Here is a 16,749-nt window from a genome sequence, read left to right as displayed (position 1 = left end):
TGGAAAATCAAATAATCACTATAAAGATCAAGCATATCCATTTAATTCCCTCCCTAAAATTAAGGGCGGAATTCTAATGCTTTTTAGTCAAACTACAAGTTTATGTGCGTAACATGAGTAAGTAATTGTTTTTAAATATGAATTATTTATTTAATAGGCAATATTTAAATTTAAAAAATGAATGTTTTTTTTTAATTCTAATTTTAGGAAGCCTTAAGAGCGCAATTTCCTTTGATATTGTCGTTGCTGAATGACCAAAGTTAATGCGACCACCAGGACAGCAGTGGACAGAGGGACAGTTATAAAAACAAGCCAGGGTATAACGTAAGGACTATTCAAAATGGCGGCAGCGATAATCATATTAATTAAAATGGCCATCACTGCTGCCAACAAACCGGAATATAAGCCAATTAAGAAAGCTTCACTAGAACGAATCCATAGTAAGGTGCGGCGCGTCATTCCTAAAATCTTTAACACTTGCGTTTCTTGTGTTTTCGTCTCGCTTAAGGACAAAATTGCTAGGGTAACAATAATCAAACCGACTAATAAGGCAAAGGAACTAATTAAAGTTAAGGCATTGGCTGCACTAGCTACCACGGCTTGTACTGTATTAATGGTCTGGGCAATATCAATTATCGAAACATTGGGAAATTGTTTGTTAATTTCAATTAATACTGACTGTTTTTCAGGGGGCAAGTAAAAACTAGTCAATACGGTATGAGGTATATCATCTAATAAGCCAGGTTTAAATAACATAAAAAAATTCGGTTTAAATGAGGTCCAATCTACTTGACGTAAACTGCTGACTTTAATGTTAAGTACCCGATCCCCGATGTGAAAACGTAAGTTATCACCTAAATGTAACCCCAATTGCGCCGCCACCCCCTGCTCTACTGATACCCACGCTTCGTTCGCATCAGGGACATGCCACGAACCTTTGCTGACCTCATTACCCTCAGGTAAATTAGTTGACCATGAAAGATTCAACTCTCGTTGTAAAGCGTTTATATTTTTTACTTGTTCTCCAAATAAGCTGTTTACTGATCGATTATTAATATCAGTTAACCGCCCACGCCAAATAGGATAAAACGCCGCAGTTTTGACCTGGTTCAATTCTAAATAATTTTTAAGCGCGGTTTCTTGTTCAGGCTCAATATTGAAAATAAAATAATTAGGGGTCTGCGCTGGCAATTGTTGTCGCCAATCGTTAATTAAATGATTTTTAAGCAGTATTAAACTAAGTATGGTTGTTAAGGCAAGGCCTATACCGATGGTCTGTAAGGCACTATCCTCCATATTACGTGCAATGTTGGTAAAGCCGAAACGCCAATTAAGCGGTATACGTATTTTAAATTGGGTGAGCGAGCCAAATAATAGCCAAAGCCCGGACAAGGCTAAACCGATAAAGGCCACACTCCCTAGCATTACAATTAGGGTTAACTTCAATGAAAAAGTATAATAATAAGCCAATCCCCCCAATAATAATAAAGCCAGCAAATAAGTTATATAGGTGCTGTTTCCCCAGACTAAATGTTGCTGACGAAAAAGGGATATCGCGCTTACCTTTCGCAACTTCCAAATACTGCCAGTGGAAAAACAAAATAATAGTATAAAACCCGTGGTGACACTAAGAAAGAACGGTCCCAGAGTGAACTGTTGTTTGGCATGAGGTAATAAGCCCCCTAACCATTTAATGAGTAAAGGTTGCAAACCATAACCAATCAATGCGCCAAGAACACAGGACACTAAGCCTACCAACGCTAAATTTCCTAAATACAATTGCAATATAAGGTTTTGAGATGCCCCAAAGCAGCGTAAAAGCGCCACTTGTTTTAAATGACGTTGGCAATAGCGCAAAGAAGCCATGCTAATGGCAACACCGGCAAGAATTAAGCTCATTAATATAGCAAAATATAAATAATTTAAACTACGCTCGATGGTAGTACTTAGCGTAAGGATATTATTTTGGCTATCTCGCCATTGCTGTTGGGGGCTTAAACCTTTATTGACAAAATCATGCAATTGCTCGAGTTGTTCTTTTGAGCCTTTTAGCAACCAAGTGTAAGTCACTATGCTGCCTAGTTGAATTGTTTTGGTCTTTTCAACATCAGCTGCATTCATAATGAGCCTAGGTGCAATAGAAAACCAATCGCCGGTTTGTCCTGGTTCCTCTCTAATCACTCCTGTGATTCTAAAATGTGCCGAGCCGATATTGATGGTCTTGCCAATATCTGTAGATAACAAGGGAAAAAAGCGAGGACTAAGCCATACAGTTCCTGCTTCTGGCGCATTAGTGCGGGTGACCCCTGCTACCTCATTAAGTTGCTTGGCAATTTTTAAACTGCCTTGTAAAGGATAAGGCGTTGAGATAGCTTTAATTTGCGCTAATTGCAAATGATTTTGCCCTTCCACCATGCTTTGAAATAATACCGCAGTATTATGGGTGATTCTTAAGGCGTCAGCTTTTTCTTTCCAACTGGCTGGGATAGGCTTATTACTTTTTACGAGCGCATCGGCACCCAGTACTTGAGCCGCCCCCTGCTCTAACTCTCTTTTAGCCATATCCGTAAAGTTGTTCATTGCACTAATACAAGCCACAGCAATTAATAAGGCCATAAACAGCAAGGTTAACTCACCACTGCGCCATTCCCTAATGAGTGATTTGCTTAACATAGAGAAATTTAGCATGCTAATGCACCATCGACTAAGGGCCAATGCAATTGGCAGCGCTTCGCTAAGGAATCATCGTGAGTCACAATGACTAAAGTTGTACGGTGTTCATCATTTAGGGCAAAAAGGAGATCAGCAATTGTTTTTCCGGTTTTATTATCAAGATTTCCAGTAGGTTCATCAGCAAACAAAACCGATGGGGAACCTGCGAAAGCCCGAGCTATCGCAACGCGCTGCTGCTCCCCTCCTGATAATTGTAAAGGATAATGATGAGTTCGATGCTCAAGCCCCACTTTGTGAAGCCAGAATTTAGCCTTATCTAGGGCTTGCTCTTGGCCTAAGATTTCTAAAGGTAATACCACATTTTCTAAAGCAGTTAGATTGGGTAACAATTGAAAGGACTGAAAAATAAACCCGATCCGCCGAGCACGTAATTGCGCTCGTTGATCCTCGTTAAGTAAAGAGATGTCTTGGTTATCATAATAGATGTGTCCAGAAGTTGGTAGGTCAAGTCCTGCCATTAAGTTTAAGAGCGAGGTTTTACCGGAGCCAGAAGCTCCGGTAATGGCAATCGTCACCCCTTCATTGATTTCCACAGTGATGTTTGTCAGTATGGGTAAATAGAGATCTGCGCTTTTGACGCTATAATTAACATTCTGTAGCCTAATCACTTTATTCAGGATAGTCATGAAACCTCATTATTTCGTCTTAATACTATTTTTATTAATCATAACACCATTACAAGCAAAAAATATTGTGGTAATTGGGGACAGCTTAAGCGCAGGTTATGGTATCGATCCTCAAAAAGGCTGGGTTAATCTTTTGGCTGATAAATTAAAAGACAAAGGACAATTTAAAATAATTAACCTAAGCACCAGTGGCGATACTACTAGTAACGGTTTAGCTAAATTACCTCATGCTCTAGAACAGTATAAACCCGATATACTAATTATTGAATTAGGGGCGAATGATGGACTACGAGGATTAGCTATTAATCAAATCAAAGATAATCTCACGCTGATGCTTGAACAAGTAAAAAAAACCAAGGCAAAAATATTAATCCTTGGAACCTATCTCCCCCCCAATTATGGGCCAGCCTATCTGAACCAATTCAACAATACGTTTAAAACTCTTGCCGAACACTACAAAATCGCTTATGTGCCAATGTTTCTTGAGGGGGTAGCAGGCAATGAGAAGCTGATGCAAAATGATGGTTTGCATCCAAATGAAGAAGGCCAACCCCTTATCCTTAAAAATATTTGGCCGGCACTAATACCTTTACTGTAATAAAACCCATCTCTGCAGCAAGAGATGGGTTATGCGAAAATTAACCTAACTTACTGCTTAAATCATTTTCAGGTTCAGGGTTGTTATTTTCCATTTCTTTATTGGCTTTTTGGAAGAAAGTTTGCCCTGATGATTGCCAAAATTTAGGCGTACTTCCACTTAACAGCACCGCTAAACCTGGAATAACTCCCGTTAAAATGATACTTAAAACAACCACTGTATTGGTGAGATAGCGTTTCCATGCTGGATCGCGATGCTCGGACAATACTTTATCGGCTTCATTTAAGCGTTGATAAAACTGCTCCACTTTGGCACTGGGTTTAATCTCAGCATGTAAAATATCATTTAATTGACTCACTGTTTCAAATTTCTGTTTTAAAAGTTGAGCTTCCTTATTTTCCGGCCATTTAGTAATAGCAGCTATATTGGCTGCAAGTTTAGAATAAGTACTAATGTCTAAATTAGGATCAATTTTTTCTTTTATTTCTTTAGCCAAATGCAACAGATAGTCTTTCGTCAAAGGAGTAAGTTTGTTTTTAACAATGACTTGAAATTTAAATTCCAGATCATCATTAACATTAATTGTACTCGCATTTTGTTGTGCTTTAATCCTATTTAATTCTTCCGTAAGTTTATCAACTTTTTGAGCTAAAGCCTCATTCTCATCAGTAAGCTTTTGTTTAGCATGAGATAATTCTTTAATCAGTTCTGCTTGCTCTTGTTTATTGGTGGTTAGTTCTCGAATTAATTCCTCTTGACTTTCTGCCTTAGAGGTCATACCAAGAATCAATTGGACTTGCTCATCTCGAGTAGATGTCAGGGTTTTGATCATCATCGCTTGCTCATCTGTTTTAGATGTCAAGGTTTCGATCATCTGCGCTTGCTCGTCTCGCTTAGAAGTCAGGATTTCGATCATCCGAACTTGCTCATCTCGCTCAGAAGTCAAGGTTTCGATCATCCGTGCTTGTTCATCTCGCTTAGAGGTCAAGGTTTCGATCATCTGAATTTGCTCATCTGTTTTAGATGTCAAGGTTTCGATCATCCGCGCTTGCTCATCTCGCTTAGAAGTCAAAGTTTCGATCATCCGCGCTTGTTCATCTCGCTTAGAGGTCAAGGTTTCGATCATCTGCGCTTGCTCGTCTCGCTTAGCAGTTAGGAGTTCGATCATCCGAACTTGCTCATCTCGCTCAGAAGTCAAGGTTTCGATCATCCGCGCTTGCTCATCTCGCTTAGATGTCAAGGTTTCTATCATCTGCGCTTGCTCGTCTCGCTTAGCAGTTAGGAGTTCGATCATCCGAACTTGCTCATCTCGCTCAGAAGTCAAGGTTTCGATCATCCGTGCTTGCTCATCTCGCTTAGAGGTCAAGGTTTCGATCATCTGCGCTTGTTCATCTCGCTTAGAGGTCAAGGTTTCAATCATCTGAACTTGCTCATCTCGCTTAGAAGTCAAGGTTTCGATCATCCGCGCTTGCTCATCTCGCTTAGAGGTCAAGGTTTCGATCATCTGCGCTTGTTCATCTCGCTTAGAAGTTAGGAGTTCGATCATCCGCGCTTGCTCATCTCGCTCAGAAGTTAAGGTTTCGATCATCCGCGCTTGCTCATCTCGCTCAGAAGTTAGGAGTTCGATCATCTGAACTTGCTCATCTCGCTCAGAAGTCAAGGTTTCGATCATCCGCGCTTGCTCATCTCGCTTTGAGGTCAAGGTTAGAATTACAGCCACTTGCTCTTCTTGGGTAGCACTTAATTCCTGAATAACCCGCAGTTGCTTTTCAAGATTAAGTACCAAGGGGTTAACGGCCCCAAAACCAATGGCAAGACCGGTAATTTGTTGATAAAGCGCTTTATTTTCTTCGCCAAATAAAATCTCTATAGACTCTACAGGGATTTCATGTTCAGCGATGTATTGTGCTGCCAGATGCACGACGCGCGCTCGGTGCTCTTCTAATTCAATTTCACGTTGCTCATAATCAAGAGAACTATCAAGTTCTTTAAAACCAGGAAGCGCTTTTCTAAATTTCTCTAAATCATTGTAAGAAGTAATCACTTCACGGATAATATTATTAACGCGGTAAACCTGGTTATCTTCCGCTGCTTCAATGATGATTAAACCAGCCAACTCTCGGCTTTCTTTAGCCAAATCGCCGCTTAGCTCAAGCTTAGTAAGAGCTTCAAAACGCCCCTCTAAAAACTTGGTGATTTGCTTGGTTGAAGGATTTTCAGCATTCAAAGACCCAAGGTCACGCGCAAGTGCAGTTAACTGCTCTATCAATAGGATTTCAGTTGGATTTTCCCCGGATTTTTTAGTCTCCAGGTTTTCAATAATTGTTTGAATCTTGCCTTGTAAATCGCTAAGAAGCTTTCTGTCTTGCATTCTACTAGCCAGCTCAAGATAGTGATCTTTTAGCACCTTATGTTTCATAGTTACAGTAGATTGTAAATTTGATTTCAAGGTGCCGAAAATAGTTTGGGCTATTTCATGGTGAGGATGTTCTAGCGTATAAGCTTCAAACGCTTTAAAAGTCTCAATAACCGCTGCATAGACGGCTTCCTGTTCATGAGTCGCTAATTTGTTTTGTAGATAAGATTGTCTTACTTCATCAATAAGTGTACCAACCCCATCTAAAAGCAGGGCAAAACCCTCTGCTGTTTCTAAAGTAGGTGCAATTCTATCACCGATGATTGAGTCGGTTACAGAAAGATGCTCAAGAGGGTTAGTCTTTTTAAGTTCCTTCAATTTGCTATGGTGTTCGCATATTTTAAGTAGGCGACCAACCGCTCTATTGATAGTTTCATGTAAGGGTATATCGTTTTCTAAATCTAACTCTTGATTTAAATGCAGTCGAGCATGTTCATAATTTAAAAAATGCCCACCTGGGACCGGAGGAATAATGGTCTCAAGAAAAGTATCATTATGTGCTTGATAATGGACAATACGTTGATCAACAATTTTCCAGATTAACTTTTGCAGGGCTTGCTCTTGGCCAAGAGTAGCATAGGAGGTTCTATTATAATGTTGATAAGCTTCTCTATTAGCCATAATCTTATTAAATAGATCAAAATAAATCTGCTTCAATCGTGCTTCTTTAGTACCTAAATCGCCCCGCAACAAACCAGAAGTTATATGCGCAAAGGGATCAGATTCAAGAGCTCGAGGAGTGATACGCACCCCATTACGGGTTAAGAAATCAATTAATTTTGCGACCACTAACTCTTGCACATGTCCGGTTTGTTTGCCAGTAGGATTAACCCCTCGTTGCTGATCAAGTAAGTTTCCTGAACCCGTTCCATGATGTCCTGGTAAGCTATTCAGTTTAAACTTCGTTTCTTTCGAGGCGCATTTGGGGACAATAGGTTTGAAACAACGAGTGCGCTCATTTTCATACACAAATTGCTCGTATTCTTTAACAATTTTTGGTACTTCATAAAAACGAGGATCTTTCCAAGCAAGAGAAGAAAGCCGAGTTATACCGACATAGTTTCCACCGGGAACAGGGTCAATATTCAACATAGATAATTTTGCTTGACCTATGTGCTTTGAGATTTCAGCCCAGTTTAAGCCTTCAAACGAGGCTTTATGAAGGCCATTCATCGCCGCTTTTGTATAGGGGCAAACACTGTTACAAAGTTCAGGTTTAAAGCCACTGGGTTCTTTTAAAAGAGTTTGAATTCGCTCTAGTTCATGGGCAACTAATAAAGCCTCAACCGCGCCGCGGCTATGCGCAATCACACTGATGTCTGTTTCACCGCGACTTATAGCCTCCAACACGGCTGCAACACCACGTGCAATCCTATCACCTACTTCTGTACCTAAGGTAGTGGGGCCATCAATAACAGCTACATCTTCATTTCGAAAACGAGTTACCTCATCAATAGGCATGGTAGAGGTGTTGTTAATTAGAGTGGAGATATAGCTTAAGGTCTCAGCTTTATCATAGGCGCCATCCACTTTGTCAGGAGAAAACTGGGTGTCAGTTCCTAATAAGGTAAGTGTAAAAGCCATGAGAGTTCCTTAATAAAATTTTTAACTACTCTCTAGTATAAAGGACATTTATTAAGTAAATATTATCTCATAGTGTTTATTTTTTGGATTTACGAATAAAAGGTCAGTGATAAATTAACACTACTGAAAAAATTAGGGCTCTAAGAGAACAAAACCTGCTGCCGGGAAAGGCTGATTGAGCAAGGCTTTATCTCCAGCCAAAGGCAAAATCTCTAATAAATTTTTAGCCGCTAATTGAGGCGACATATCCCGTGAAAGAATCATGTCGAAATATAAAAATTCAATAATGGCGCTTAGGGACCAATCAACTGAGGTGCTATACCCAGAAATGGGGAAATGTACTGCATTGCTCATGTTATTGTGAATTTCTTTCGGCACCTGTTCTTTCATCATCAAACACGCTGAAAAATGTAATAACTCTAAATTCGCAGCATAACGCAAAGCCTGGCTAATTTGGTTGCCCGTAATAGTTTCCTGACCAACGGTTATTCCTTGAACACTGCCGTGCGATGCAATTGATAAAACGACAGGTTCCGGAAGATAAGCAATCTGTTGCACCCATTTAGTGAAGCTATTCTTATCGGTAAAATAACGATGACGAACTTGAACATTAGCAATTCGGGCAAAAAAACTTTTCAGCATCTCGCCAAACGAAAACTCTTTTTGCTCCAGCGATGTTTCCCAGCGTGCCTCCACCACAACTAACCATTTTAATCCCGGCATAGGAAGTATTCTTGACCCCTCCCATTTGCGCCATTGCTGGCTTCCTTTTTCTCGCCATGCCCCTTTTAAGCGATTTCCGGTTTCAGTTAATTCAAACCATCCTTCTCCTTCAGCATTAGGCTCTTGATAGGTGAAATTAAAGCGATTATTGCTGAGAACACCATGAATAGTGGCGTGAAGTTCAGGATCGTAAACGCCTTCGATTTCCTGCTTATTTTGAATTAAACGCATAGTGCCATAATCCGTTTTCCACACCCCGTTAAAACTCTTTTGGTTACTACTAAAGCGCTCCCCTTTCCAAGGTTGCCAATCACTATGTCCTTTCTGGCGCCAAAAACCGGAGAAACTAAGACCGTTTTCTGCCAGCTCAAAGTAGCCTTCACCACTGGCTTGTGGCTCGCGATAAGTAAAAATAAATTTCTTACCTTGATTTTCAAGATAACCTTCAATCTGGCAGGATTGCTGGCTTAACATATAAACACCTTTAAGCTGATTTCCTTCCACCTTTTCTAGCTTCATTACTCCAAAGGTGGTGTTCCAGTTTCCCAAAAAACCATCCCATGCTTGAGCGGTGACGCTGTTAACAATCATCCAAAAGAAAACAAAAACAAGCTGCTTTTTCATACGGTGCGTCCTTATCACTGATGAATAATTATCAATTACCTACTTCTCCCCAAAAGCATTAGCTTAAACGCAAGACAACTTCCAAGGCACGAATAACCTCCTGAAATGAACTTTATAGCTTCTTAGGTTTTACCTCTTTAATTTTCTCAACAATAGCCTCTAAACACTGTTGTTTAGGCGAGCTCGTACGCCAGAATAAAGCAAGAGTACGTGAGGGCATGGGTTCTAGGAAAGGAATGCAGCATAATAAATCCGAGGAATGACTTAAAACCGATAAAGCGGGTAATAGGGTGACCCCCATATCAGCCTGAACCATCAATCGTAAGGTCTCTAAACTTGTGGCAGTAAAATCGGCAATACTATTATTGGCCTTAGCCATTTGACATACCGCCATGGCCTGCTCACGCAAACAGTGACCTTCTTCTAGTAGTAATAATTCCTGCCCGGCTAGCTGATTAAGGGAAATCGAAGTTAAACCAGCCAGGGGATTATTTTTAGAACAAGCAAAATAAAAAACTTCCTCGAATAAAGCCTGACGGGTAAACACTTGGTGTATGGGATCGGCCATAATAGCTGCGTCTAAGGTCCCATCCTCTAATTTTTCAATTAAGCGCTGGGTTTGTTCTTCAACTAACCAGATCTTTAAATGCGGGAATTGTTGCTTTAAAGTTGGCATAATCAATGGAAGCAAATAAGGAGCAACCGTGGGAATTGCCCCTAAATGCAGATCTCCTGCAAAGGGATCATTAAGATAGTGAGCTGCGTCTTTTAGTTCATTAACTTGGATTAATATTTTTTTAGCTAACGGTAATAAAGCTGTCCCTTGATCCGTTAAAAAGACCTGTTTATTAGTTCGTTCGAATAAACTAACACCTAAATCATCCTCAAGCTTTTTAATTTGCATGCTAAGAGTGGGCTGGCTTACGTAACATCGTTTTGCGGCCGCACCAAAATGTTTAGTTTCCGCCAGAATAATAAAATAGCTTAAGTCCCGTAAATTCATTTTTCGTCCTTAATTTCTCCGTTTATTATCGGGTAATTAATTATAAATTCACAAGTTATATCGATTATTTCTATCAACAAAAGATATTATGCCTTACAATAAAGCAAAATAACCGTTTTAAAAATACCATGCTTAATTTTGAACCATTAAATAAAATATTGGCTATAGACTTTTCAAAGATGAGAGCGCTGGACAAGCATAGAGCTACGGATGAAGCAATCTTAAGTTTTGTAAGCTTATTAAACGAGTTCTATTCTCAATGCAGCAGTAAGCCTAGCCAAGAGGAGCTTGATGAATACACACGCATTATGAAGCTTATTACAGCCCGGATAAACCTCAGTGAAGTGGCTCATTTTACTCAGCAATATTTAGACGATGGAGAACAAGCTGAAGTCGTTAAGTCTTTAGCATCAGCACAGGCACTTCAAACCTTTAATGCTATTCCAACCCGTATGCAATATTGGGCTGCCGGAGAGAGATGGGGGGATCCCATTCGGAATGCGGCTGCGCATTCGCAAGCAGTCAAACACATGGAAAAATGGTGGAACTGGCTCCACCCCGTGCGCCATTATGATTTTTTTCCTGCAGCAAATTCAAGCACTGCTACTGAACCTCATTTAAGTGAAGTAGCTAAAAAACTTGAATTTTAAGTGAAGAAAAAAATTTACACTAAAGCATGGATGCTATATATTCCCTATCCCTTAAGAAAAACTAAATAAACAATTTGACAAATATAAAAACTTATAAAAAAAGCATTATTATCTGGTTAGTTGGTATTTCCTTTTTATTATTTCAATTCTTTTTACAACTATCCTCAGGTATTGTTGTCGGTGCGATTATGCATGAGCAACATTTTTCCGCACTTACCGCCGGTTTATTAAGCAGCGCCTTTTATTATGTCTATACGAGCCTACAAATTCCAGTCGGAATTTTATTTGACAATTACAATACCCGCTCACTTTTATATTTAAACGCGGCTTTGTGTGCAGTGGGTTGTTTTATTTTTGCTTCAGGCCACAGTCTTACTTTACTGTTTCTAGGACGCTTAGTTATTGGTGGCGGCTCAGCTTTTGCATTTATCGGGATGTCCCATTTACTACGCCAACATTTTCCAATTAAACAATACGCGTTTATGATTGGTTTATCAGAAACCTTAGGGTTCACCCTCACCGTGATTGGGATGATTGGTATGGGCTCCTTTATTGATTATTTTAGTTGGCGTTATTTTATTGCTGGGGCTGGGCTGTTAGGCTTAATAATATCTTTTCTCTGCTGGTGGGTTATTCCTAATCATCGTCCTACGAAAAATAAAACTCCGCAATATAAAGACCATTTAATTTTAATTTTAAAAAATAAACTGGCTTGGGCCAATGGTCTATTTGTGGGCTTAGAGTTTTCAGTGATAACCGTTTTTGGTGCTTTATGGGCAGTTCCTTTTCTACAATTAAAACTTCATTGTACGATAGAGGTAGCAGGAACACTGACCTCTATGATTTTACTAGGCGCCGGCTTAAGTTGTCCTATCTTTGGTAAATTAGCAATCTATTTTCATAAACGTAAGCCGCTTATCCATCTTTCCTGTTTATCCACTGCAACACTCATGATGATCGTTTTATACCTACCCATCCAAAGCGTTTTATTAATGGGCACTCTATTATTCTTTATTGGTCTTTGCTGTGGGGCCTACATGCTTGCCTATACCATAGCGAATGAATTAGCCCCTACTGAGGCTTTATCAACCTGCACAGGCTTTACTAATACCTTAGCCATGTTATCTGCCCCCTTATTACAACCTTTTGTAGGCTATTTACTTGATGTGTTTAATACAGATGGTGGACCTTATAGCTTAGCAAACTATCAAGAGGCTTTATTTATCATTCCTCTTGCCTTAATTTTGGCAAGTTTATTGTCGCAAATCCTACCTGATAAAACTTAAATCGATTTAGTAGTGGTTTGCACTAACGGGAATATGTACACAAGTTGGGTTTAATCCCGAAGGCTCTCACTGTAGGTGGAGCCCTTTAAGAAATCGCCCCACCTACTTCTAACCAACAGCCACCGGAGCAGGAAGGGGAAGATCTTTCAGTTCAGCGAAGGTTTGTTCAATAACGAAACAAAACCCTTTATTGTCTTTAGAAAAGCCTGCAACAGAATTAGGGGTTTTATCATCCTGTTTTAAGCTGTTAATAACATTTAATTTAAGTTTAGGCAGAGCAACATCGAGTAAACATTGATTATTTGCTTGCTTTTTTATCGAAATGAATTGTGACATTTTTACTTTTTTACCTGCTGAATCGCGCCAACCAGCAATAGCAGCACCCGTAGCGTCCGCCTCTTTTAAATTCGCAGAATAAAAGCCATTATCATTACTTAAACGACAAAATGTAGTGCTCACATCATGAGACGAATCTTGTTTTTTACTAAACCATAATTTACCAAACCACGCATTATTACCGGTTACAAACTGCTCTTTACCATCCGTATCAGTTTTAATATGACCATTTAACCGGCTCGTTTGTAAGGCTTGCAGCTCTACTCCAGGACGCAAAATTAATGTTTCATTGTCCTTGGTAGTTTCTTTCATCATATCTACTTTGAAATTAAAACCTTGGCCATTCTCAAGCTTTACCCCAAAAATCCAGCTGTCGTTTATCGGGTTATAACGCATGAATGAACGACCAACATGCCAATTTAAAAGGGAGGATTTACTAACGACCTCACTGCCTTCATAAAAAAATTTTAATTGGTTGGTCTGTCCATCAATTAAGGCTGTTTTGACTTGAAATTGTACGCCCTGACGATGCATTTGAAAAAAATAGCCGTAACGCTCACCACTTTCATCATTAACCATACCCGAAAAAGCCCAACTTCCAATTAGTGGTTCAACAGGTTGCAGAATAAAATCATCGGCTCTGTCAGCAGCAAAAAGTAAGGTGCTAAGAGATAGAATTAATGTTAATAAAAGAACTAAAATCCTAGTAAGTACCATGTTAACAATAACCTTGTAATTGTGGATGTGACCATAAAGCGTCCCAGAATGAATCGTCTAATACCGCCCTGACTGGTAAAAAATATACTTTATCAGTGCTAAAAGCACGGCATTTTATGGCATCTTTTTCTGTCATAATAACAGCATCTGCACCTTGTTTAAGATCATTAGCTTTAAACTGATAATGATCCGGATAAGAATACGAGGTGAATTTTATATCTAATTTACTTAAAGTGGAATAAAAACGTTGTGGATTACCAATCCCTGCGATTGCTGCTATCTGTTTTGGCAGGTCATTGACTTGAACGGTTTTGAAGGTGCTTAGCTGAATTAAAGGCTCTGCTTGCAGGTGCATAGTGTAAGCACCATCCCACCTAGCTTCATTGACCACAATAAAATCAACTTGTTTAAGGCGTTTCGGCGGCTCTCTTAAAGGGCCTGCAGGTAAACAAAAACCATTACCTAAGCCGCGAGTTCCATCAATGACGGCAATTTCTATTGCCCTGCCCATGCGGTAATGTTGCAACCCATCATCACTCAGAATAATTTGGCTGTGGTGCTCTTGTAATAAATAATTTACAGCAGCCGTTCGTTGTGGAGCGATAATAACTGGACATCCTGTTTTTTGCGCTAATAATAAAGGCTCATCACCGACAAGGCTTGCCTCATCCTTCAATTGAATTTCATAAGGAAATTGATTAATACGAGCGCCATAGCCGCGGCTTACAATACCAACTTTTAAACCTTTTTCAGTGAGTTTTTGCGCCAACTCAATGACTAAAGGTGTCTTACCAACTCCCCCAACACTAATATTACCAATAACAATAAGGGGTACTGAACAGCTCGTTTGGCAAAAACGCTCTAAATACCAGCGTCGTACAGTCATTGCTAATTTATAGCACAAAGAGAAAGGATAAAGCACTCCTTGAATTAAGGGCATTGAACCATACCATACTTTATCAATAAACCACGACATTAAGCCACCGCTGCTTCACGAGTCATACCTAATTGCTGGACATTATACAATTGGGTGTAATGGCCATTTAATTCAATTAATTCTTGATGTGTTCCCTGCTCTACAATCCGCCCATGGCTCATTACTACTATTTTATGAGCATTTTTAATAGTCGATAAGCGATGAGCGATGACAATAGTAGTCCTATTTTTCATAATCAACTCTAAGGCTGCTTGAATATAATGTTCAGATTCTGAATCTAAGGCTGAAGTCGCTTCATCAAGAATTAAAATAGGCGCATCTTTTAAAATGGCACGGGCAATAGCTATCCTTTGCCGTTGGCCACCGGATAATAAAATCCCATTTTCACCAATTCGAGTATCATAGCCCTGCGGTAATAAAGAAATAAACTCATCTGCATAAGCTTGTTTTGCCGCAGTAATGATTTGTTGGCGAGTTAAATCAGGGCGCCCATAAGCAATATTATTAGCTAAAGTATCATTGAATAAAGTAACATTCTGGCTGACAAGAGCCATTTGTGCTCGCAAACTGGTTAAATTTAATTGCTTGATTGAGATGTTATCTAAAGAGATATCTCCTTCAGTAAACTCATAAAAGCGCGGTAATAAGCTAGCTAAAGTCGTTTTGCCACTACCTGAATGCCCCACTAAAGCCACAGAAGTTCCCGCCTCAATAACAAAATTAAGATCATGCAATACAGTTTTCCCTTCTCGATAAGCAAAACTTAAATTTTTAAAGTGCAACTCGCCGTGAGCTTTTTCAGCTAACACTATCCCCTCTTCTTTTTCTAAGGGTAAATCTAATAAATTAAAAACGCTCTCCGCACCCGCTAAACCGCGTTGTATTGTTGCATTCAAAGTAGTTAAAGTCTTCATGGGTTTAATGAGTTGCAACATTGCTGCAATAATGGCTAAAAAAGAGCCTGCCGTGATCACAATGTACGTCGATAATTGAATAGCAGCCATAATAATCATGGCGATACCAATACCAATAACTGTCTGAACCCCAGAAACATTCAAGGCCTTGCTTATCGCAACTTTCATATCGTTATGCCGGGAGTGTTCTGTAGCTTGATTAAATTTCTCTTTTTCATAAGCTGTGCCACCAAAAACACGTACAACCTTATACCCTTCAATTGCCTCGCTCGCAATTTCGGTCACTTCCCCCATGGTCTGCTGCACTTTATGGCTAATCCGGCGTACTCTTTTATTAGTGTAATTCACGATAAATCCAACAAAAGGTACCGTTAATAGAAACATTAACGACAGTTGCCAGCAAATAACCATCATGACGGTTAATAAGCCAATCACCAAACAAACATTCTGCACAAAATCAGTTAAGGCGTCAGCACTAACTTGTGCGACTTGCTCTACATCATATAAAATTTTAGAAAGCATCTGCCCTGAAGTAGCTTCATCGTAATAATCAGCAGGTAAATGTAAAATATGAGCGAATACTTGTTGCCTCAGCACTTTAACTACCGACCTGGCCACCCAAGTCATGCAATAACTTCCCAAAGAACTAACCAAGCCTCTTAAAGTAATACCAATGAGGACAATGAAGGGAATAGTTTTCACAAAAGCCATATCTAGATGAATCAGTCCTTTGTCTAAAAAGGGCATCATCATGTAAGTAAAACCCGCGTCTATCCCGGAGTAAAGGATATTAGCACCAATACCTAAAACCAATACTGGCCAAAAAGGTTTAACAAAGGCTAATAAACGTTTATAAAGAACAGTCGTTTTTATCGTAACATGCTTTTTCATTAAGGCTTCGACAAAGGATAAAATGGCGCTAATTGTAACGCTTATTGTGCATTTTCGCCAATTATTAGGAATCTCCTTCAATTTACCCCATATCAGGAATTAAAAAATTACCCACGGGAGTATTTTCCTGCTTTATACTATTACCTTCTATAGACACCTTAGAATTAAAGAAAGTTCCGGTATGCTTGGCCTTATATTTACTAGGAGAAGTCTTCCCTACTGCTACATCAATTAGAACAAACCCTTTAGTACGGGCTAATTCATCCACGGCCTGATAAAAGCGCTGCAAACACGCGAGCAAAGCGTCACAGCTCAAATAAACGGGTGGAGAAAAAACATCTTTATATTCCCTTTTTTGCAGTAGTTGAAATAAATTTTCAGGAATATTAATTCCATCCATTGTAGCCATAGGGGCAATTGTTTGAATTAATTGCTTCACTTCTGCAGAGGTTAAGGAGTCCGCCGGATACCAAAAATCAAGACGTCCATTTTCGTTGACAGCATCATCAGGAGGAACGAACATCCACACCCGACCATAACTACCGGCTATATTATAAGAGGATGCATAACGAGGTACGCGTGCTTTTTTGTTATTAACTCATGTTACGCACATAAACTTGTAGTTTGACTAAAAAGCATTAGAATTCCGCCCTTAATTTTAGGGAGGGAATTAAATGGATATGCTTGATCTTTATAGTGATTATTTGATTT

Annotated in this window: 12 protein-coding genes; 3 read left to right on the top strand and 9 right to left on the bottom strand. The window is 39.5% G+C overall.

What is annotated here, in order from left to right; translation table 11 throughout:
- Window positions 1–213: 213 nt before the first annotated feature.
- Together ELY15_RS07850 and ELY15_RS07845 are read right to left on the bottom strand one after the other, a co-directional pair.
- The gene (locus ELY15_RS07850; protein WP_127099112.1) at window positions 214–2,688 is read right to left on the bottom strand and encodes an ABC transporter permease; all 2,475 of its coding nucleotides are present in this window, start codon (window positions 2,686–2,688) and stop codon (window positions 214–216) included.
- Window positions 2,682–3,359, bottom strand: coding sequence for an ABC transporter ATP-binding protein (locus tag ELY15_RS07845; RefSeq protein ID WP_127099111.1), 678 nt, complete (start codon window positions 3,357–3,359; stop codon window positions 2,682–2,684). The genes ELY15_RS07850 and ELY15_RS07845 overlap by 7 nt, the downstream gene beginning before the upstream one ends.
- Here ELY15_RS07845 and ELY15_RS07840 point away from each other — a divergent pair.
- Entirely contained in the window at window positions 3,358–3,957 is a 600-nt protein-coding gene (locus ELY15_RS07840) for an arylesterase (RefSeq protein ID WP_127099110.1), read from the top strand. The genes ELY15_RS07845 and ELY15_RS07840 overlap by 2 nt on opposite strands.
- A gap of 40 nt (window positions 3,958–3,997) precedes the next feature.
- On the opposite strand, the gene ELY15_RS07835 is transcribed toward ELY15_RS07840, so the two are convergent.
- From ELY15_RS07835 to ELY15_RS07825, 3 genes are all read right to left on the bottom strand, one after another.
- Window positions 3,998–7,957, bottom strand: a complete 3,960-nt coding sequence (locus tag ELY15_RS07835) for a hypothetical protein (RefSeq protein WP_127099109.1) — start codon at window positions 7,955–7,957, stop codon at window positions 3,998–4,000.
- 132 nt (window positions 7,958–8,089) lie between these two features.
- Complete coding sequence (locus ELY15_RS07830; RefSeq protein WP_127099108.1) at window positions 8,090–9,304, bottom strand: hypothetical protein; 1,215 nt, start codon at window positions 9,302–9,304, stop codon at window positions 8,090–8,092.
- Window positions 9,305–9,416: 112 nt separating this feature from the next.
- Window positions 9,417–10,307 carry a LysR substrate-binding domain-containing protein gene (locus tag ELY15_RS07825; protein WP_127099107.1) on the bottom strand — a complete coding sequence of 297 codons (891 nt, stop codon included), beginning with the start codon at window positions 10,305–10,307 and terminating at the stop codon, window positions 9,417–9,419.
- A 179-nt stretch (window positions 10,308–10,486) separates the two neighbouring features.
- Here ELY15_RS07825 and ELY15_RS07820 point away from each other — a divergent pair, with 179 nt between their 5' ends.
- Both ELY15_RS07820 and ELY15_RS07815 read left to right on the top strand, forming a co-directional pair.
- Window positions 10,487–10,957, top strand: coding sequence for a hypothetical protein (locus tag ELY15_RS07820; RefSeq protein ID WP_148111234.1), 471 nt, complete (start codon window positions 10,487–10,489; stop codon window positions 10,955–10,957).
- A 74-nt stretch (window positions 10,958–11,031) separates the two neighbouring features.
- Window positions 11,032–12,243, top strand: coding sequence for an MFS transporter (locus ELY15_RS07815; protein ID WP_255411074.1), 1,212 nt, complete (start codon window positions 11,032–11,034; stop codon window positions 12,241–12,243).
- Between the two features lie 108 nt (window positions 12,244–12,351).
- On the opposite strand, the gene ELY15_RS07810 is transcribed toward ELY15_RS07815, so the two are convergent.
- The 4 genes from ELY15_RS07810 to ELY15_RS07795 form a co-directional block, all read right to left on the bottom strand.
- Window positions 12,352–13,296 carry a hypothetical protein gene (locus ELY15_RS07810; RefSeq protein WP_127099105.1) on the bottom strand — a complete coding sequence of 315 codons (945 nt, stop codon included), beginning with the start codon at window positions 13,294–13,296 and terminating at the stop codon, window positions 12,352–12,354.
- Window position 13,297: 1 nt separating this feature from the next.
- The gene (gene lpxK / locus ELY15_RS07805; RefSeq protein WP_127099104.1) at window positions 13,298–14,272 is read right to left on the bottom strand and encodes a tetraacyldisaccharide 4'-kinase; all 975 of its coding nucleotides are present in this window, start codon (window positions 14,270–14,272) and stop codon (window positions 13,298–13,300) included.
- Window positions 14,272–16,038 carry a lipid A export permease/ATP-binding protein MsbA gene (msbA, locus tag ELY15_RS07800; protein WP_127099103.1) on the bottom strand — a complete coding sequence of 589 codons (1,767 nt, stop codon included), beginning with the start codon at window positions 16,036–16,038 and terminating at the stop codon, window positions 14,272–14,274. Before msbA ends, lpxK begins: the two co-directional genes overlap by 1 nt.
- Window positions 16,039–16,120: 82 nt before the next feature.
- Window positions 16,121–16,561 carry a hypothetical protein gene (locus tag ELY15_RS07795; RefSeq protein WP_127099102.1) on the bottom strand — a complete coding sequence of 147 codons (441 nt, stop codon included), beginning with the start codon at window positions 16,559–16,561 and terminating at the stop codon, window positions 16,121–16,123.
- Between the last annotated feature and the right edge of the window lie 188 nt (window positions 16,562–16,749).

The organism is Legionella sp. km772, assembly GCF_003989735.1.
Lineage (GTDB): Bacteria > Pseudomonadota > Gammaproteobacteria > Legionellales > Legionellaceae > Legionella.
Note: the sequence above shows the minus strand (reverse complement) of the source record. Positions and strands in the feature narration are given on the sequence as shown.

Coding starts and splice junctions, on each gene's coding strand:
- ELY15_RS07845 (WP_127099111.1), bottom strand. CDS start 3,359: ATGACTATCCTGAATAAAGTGATTAGGCTACAGAATGTTAATTATAGC.
- msbA (WP_127099103.1), bottom strand. CDS start 16,038: ATGAAAAAGCATGTTACGATAAAAACGACTGTTCTTTATAAACGTTTA.
- ELY15_RS07835 (WP_127099109.1), bottom strand. CDS start 7,957: ATGGCTTTTACACTTACCTTATTAGGAACTGACACCCAGTTTTCTCCT.
- ELY15_RS07850 (WP_127099112.1), bottom strand. CDS start 2,688: ATGCTAAATTTCTCTATGTTAAGCAAATCACTCATTAGGGAATGGCGC.
- lpxK (WP_127099104.1), bottom strand. CDS start 14,272: ATGTCGTGGTTTATTGATAAAGTATGGTATGGTTCAATGCCCTTAATT.
- ELY15_RS07820 (WP_148111234.1), top strand. CDS start 10,487: ATGAGAGCGCTGGACAAGCATAGAGCTACGGATGAAGCAATCTTAAGT.
- ELY15_RS07840 (WP_127099110.1), top strand. CDS start 3,358: ATGAAACCTCATTATTTCGTCTTAATACTATTTTTATTAATCATAACA.
- ELY15_RS07795 (WP_127099102.1), bottom strand. CDS start 16,561: ATGTTCGTTCCTCCTGATGATGCTGTCAACGAAAATGGACGTCTTGAT.
- ELY15_RS07830 (WP_127099108.1), bottom strand. CDS start 9,304: ATGAAAAAGCAGCTTGTTTTTGTTTTCTTTTGGATGATTGTTAACAGC.
- ELY15_RS07825 (WP_127099107.1), bottom strand. CDS start 10,307: ATGAATTTACGGGACTTAAGCTATTTTATTATTCTGGCGGAAACTAAA.
- ELY15_RS07810 (WP_127099105.1), bottom strand. CDS start 13,296: ATGGTACTTACTAGGATTTTAGTTCTTTTATTAACATTAATTCTATCT.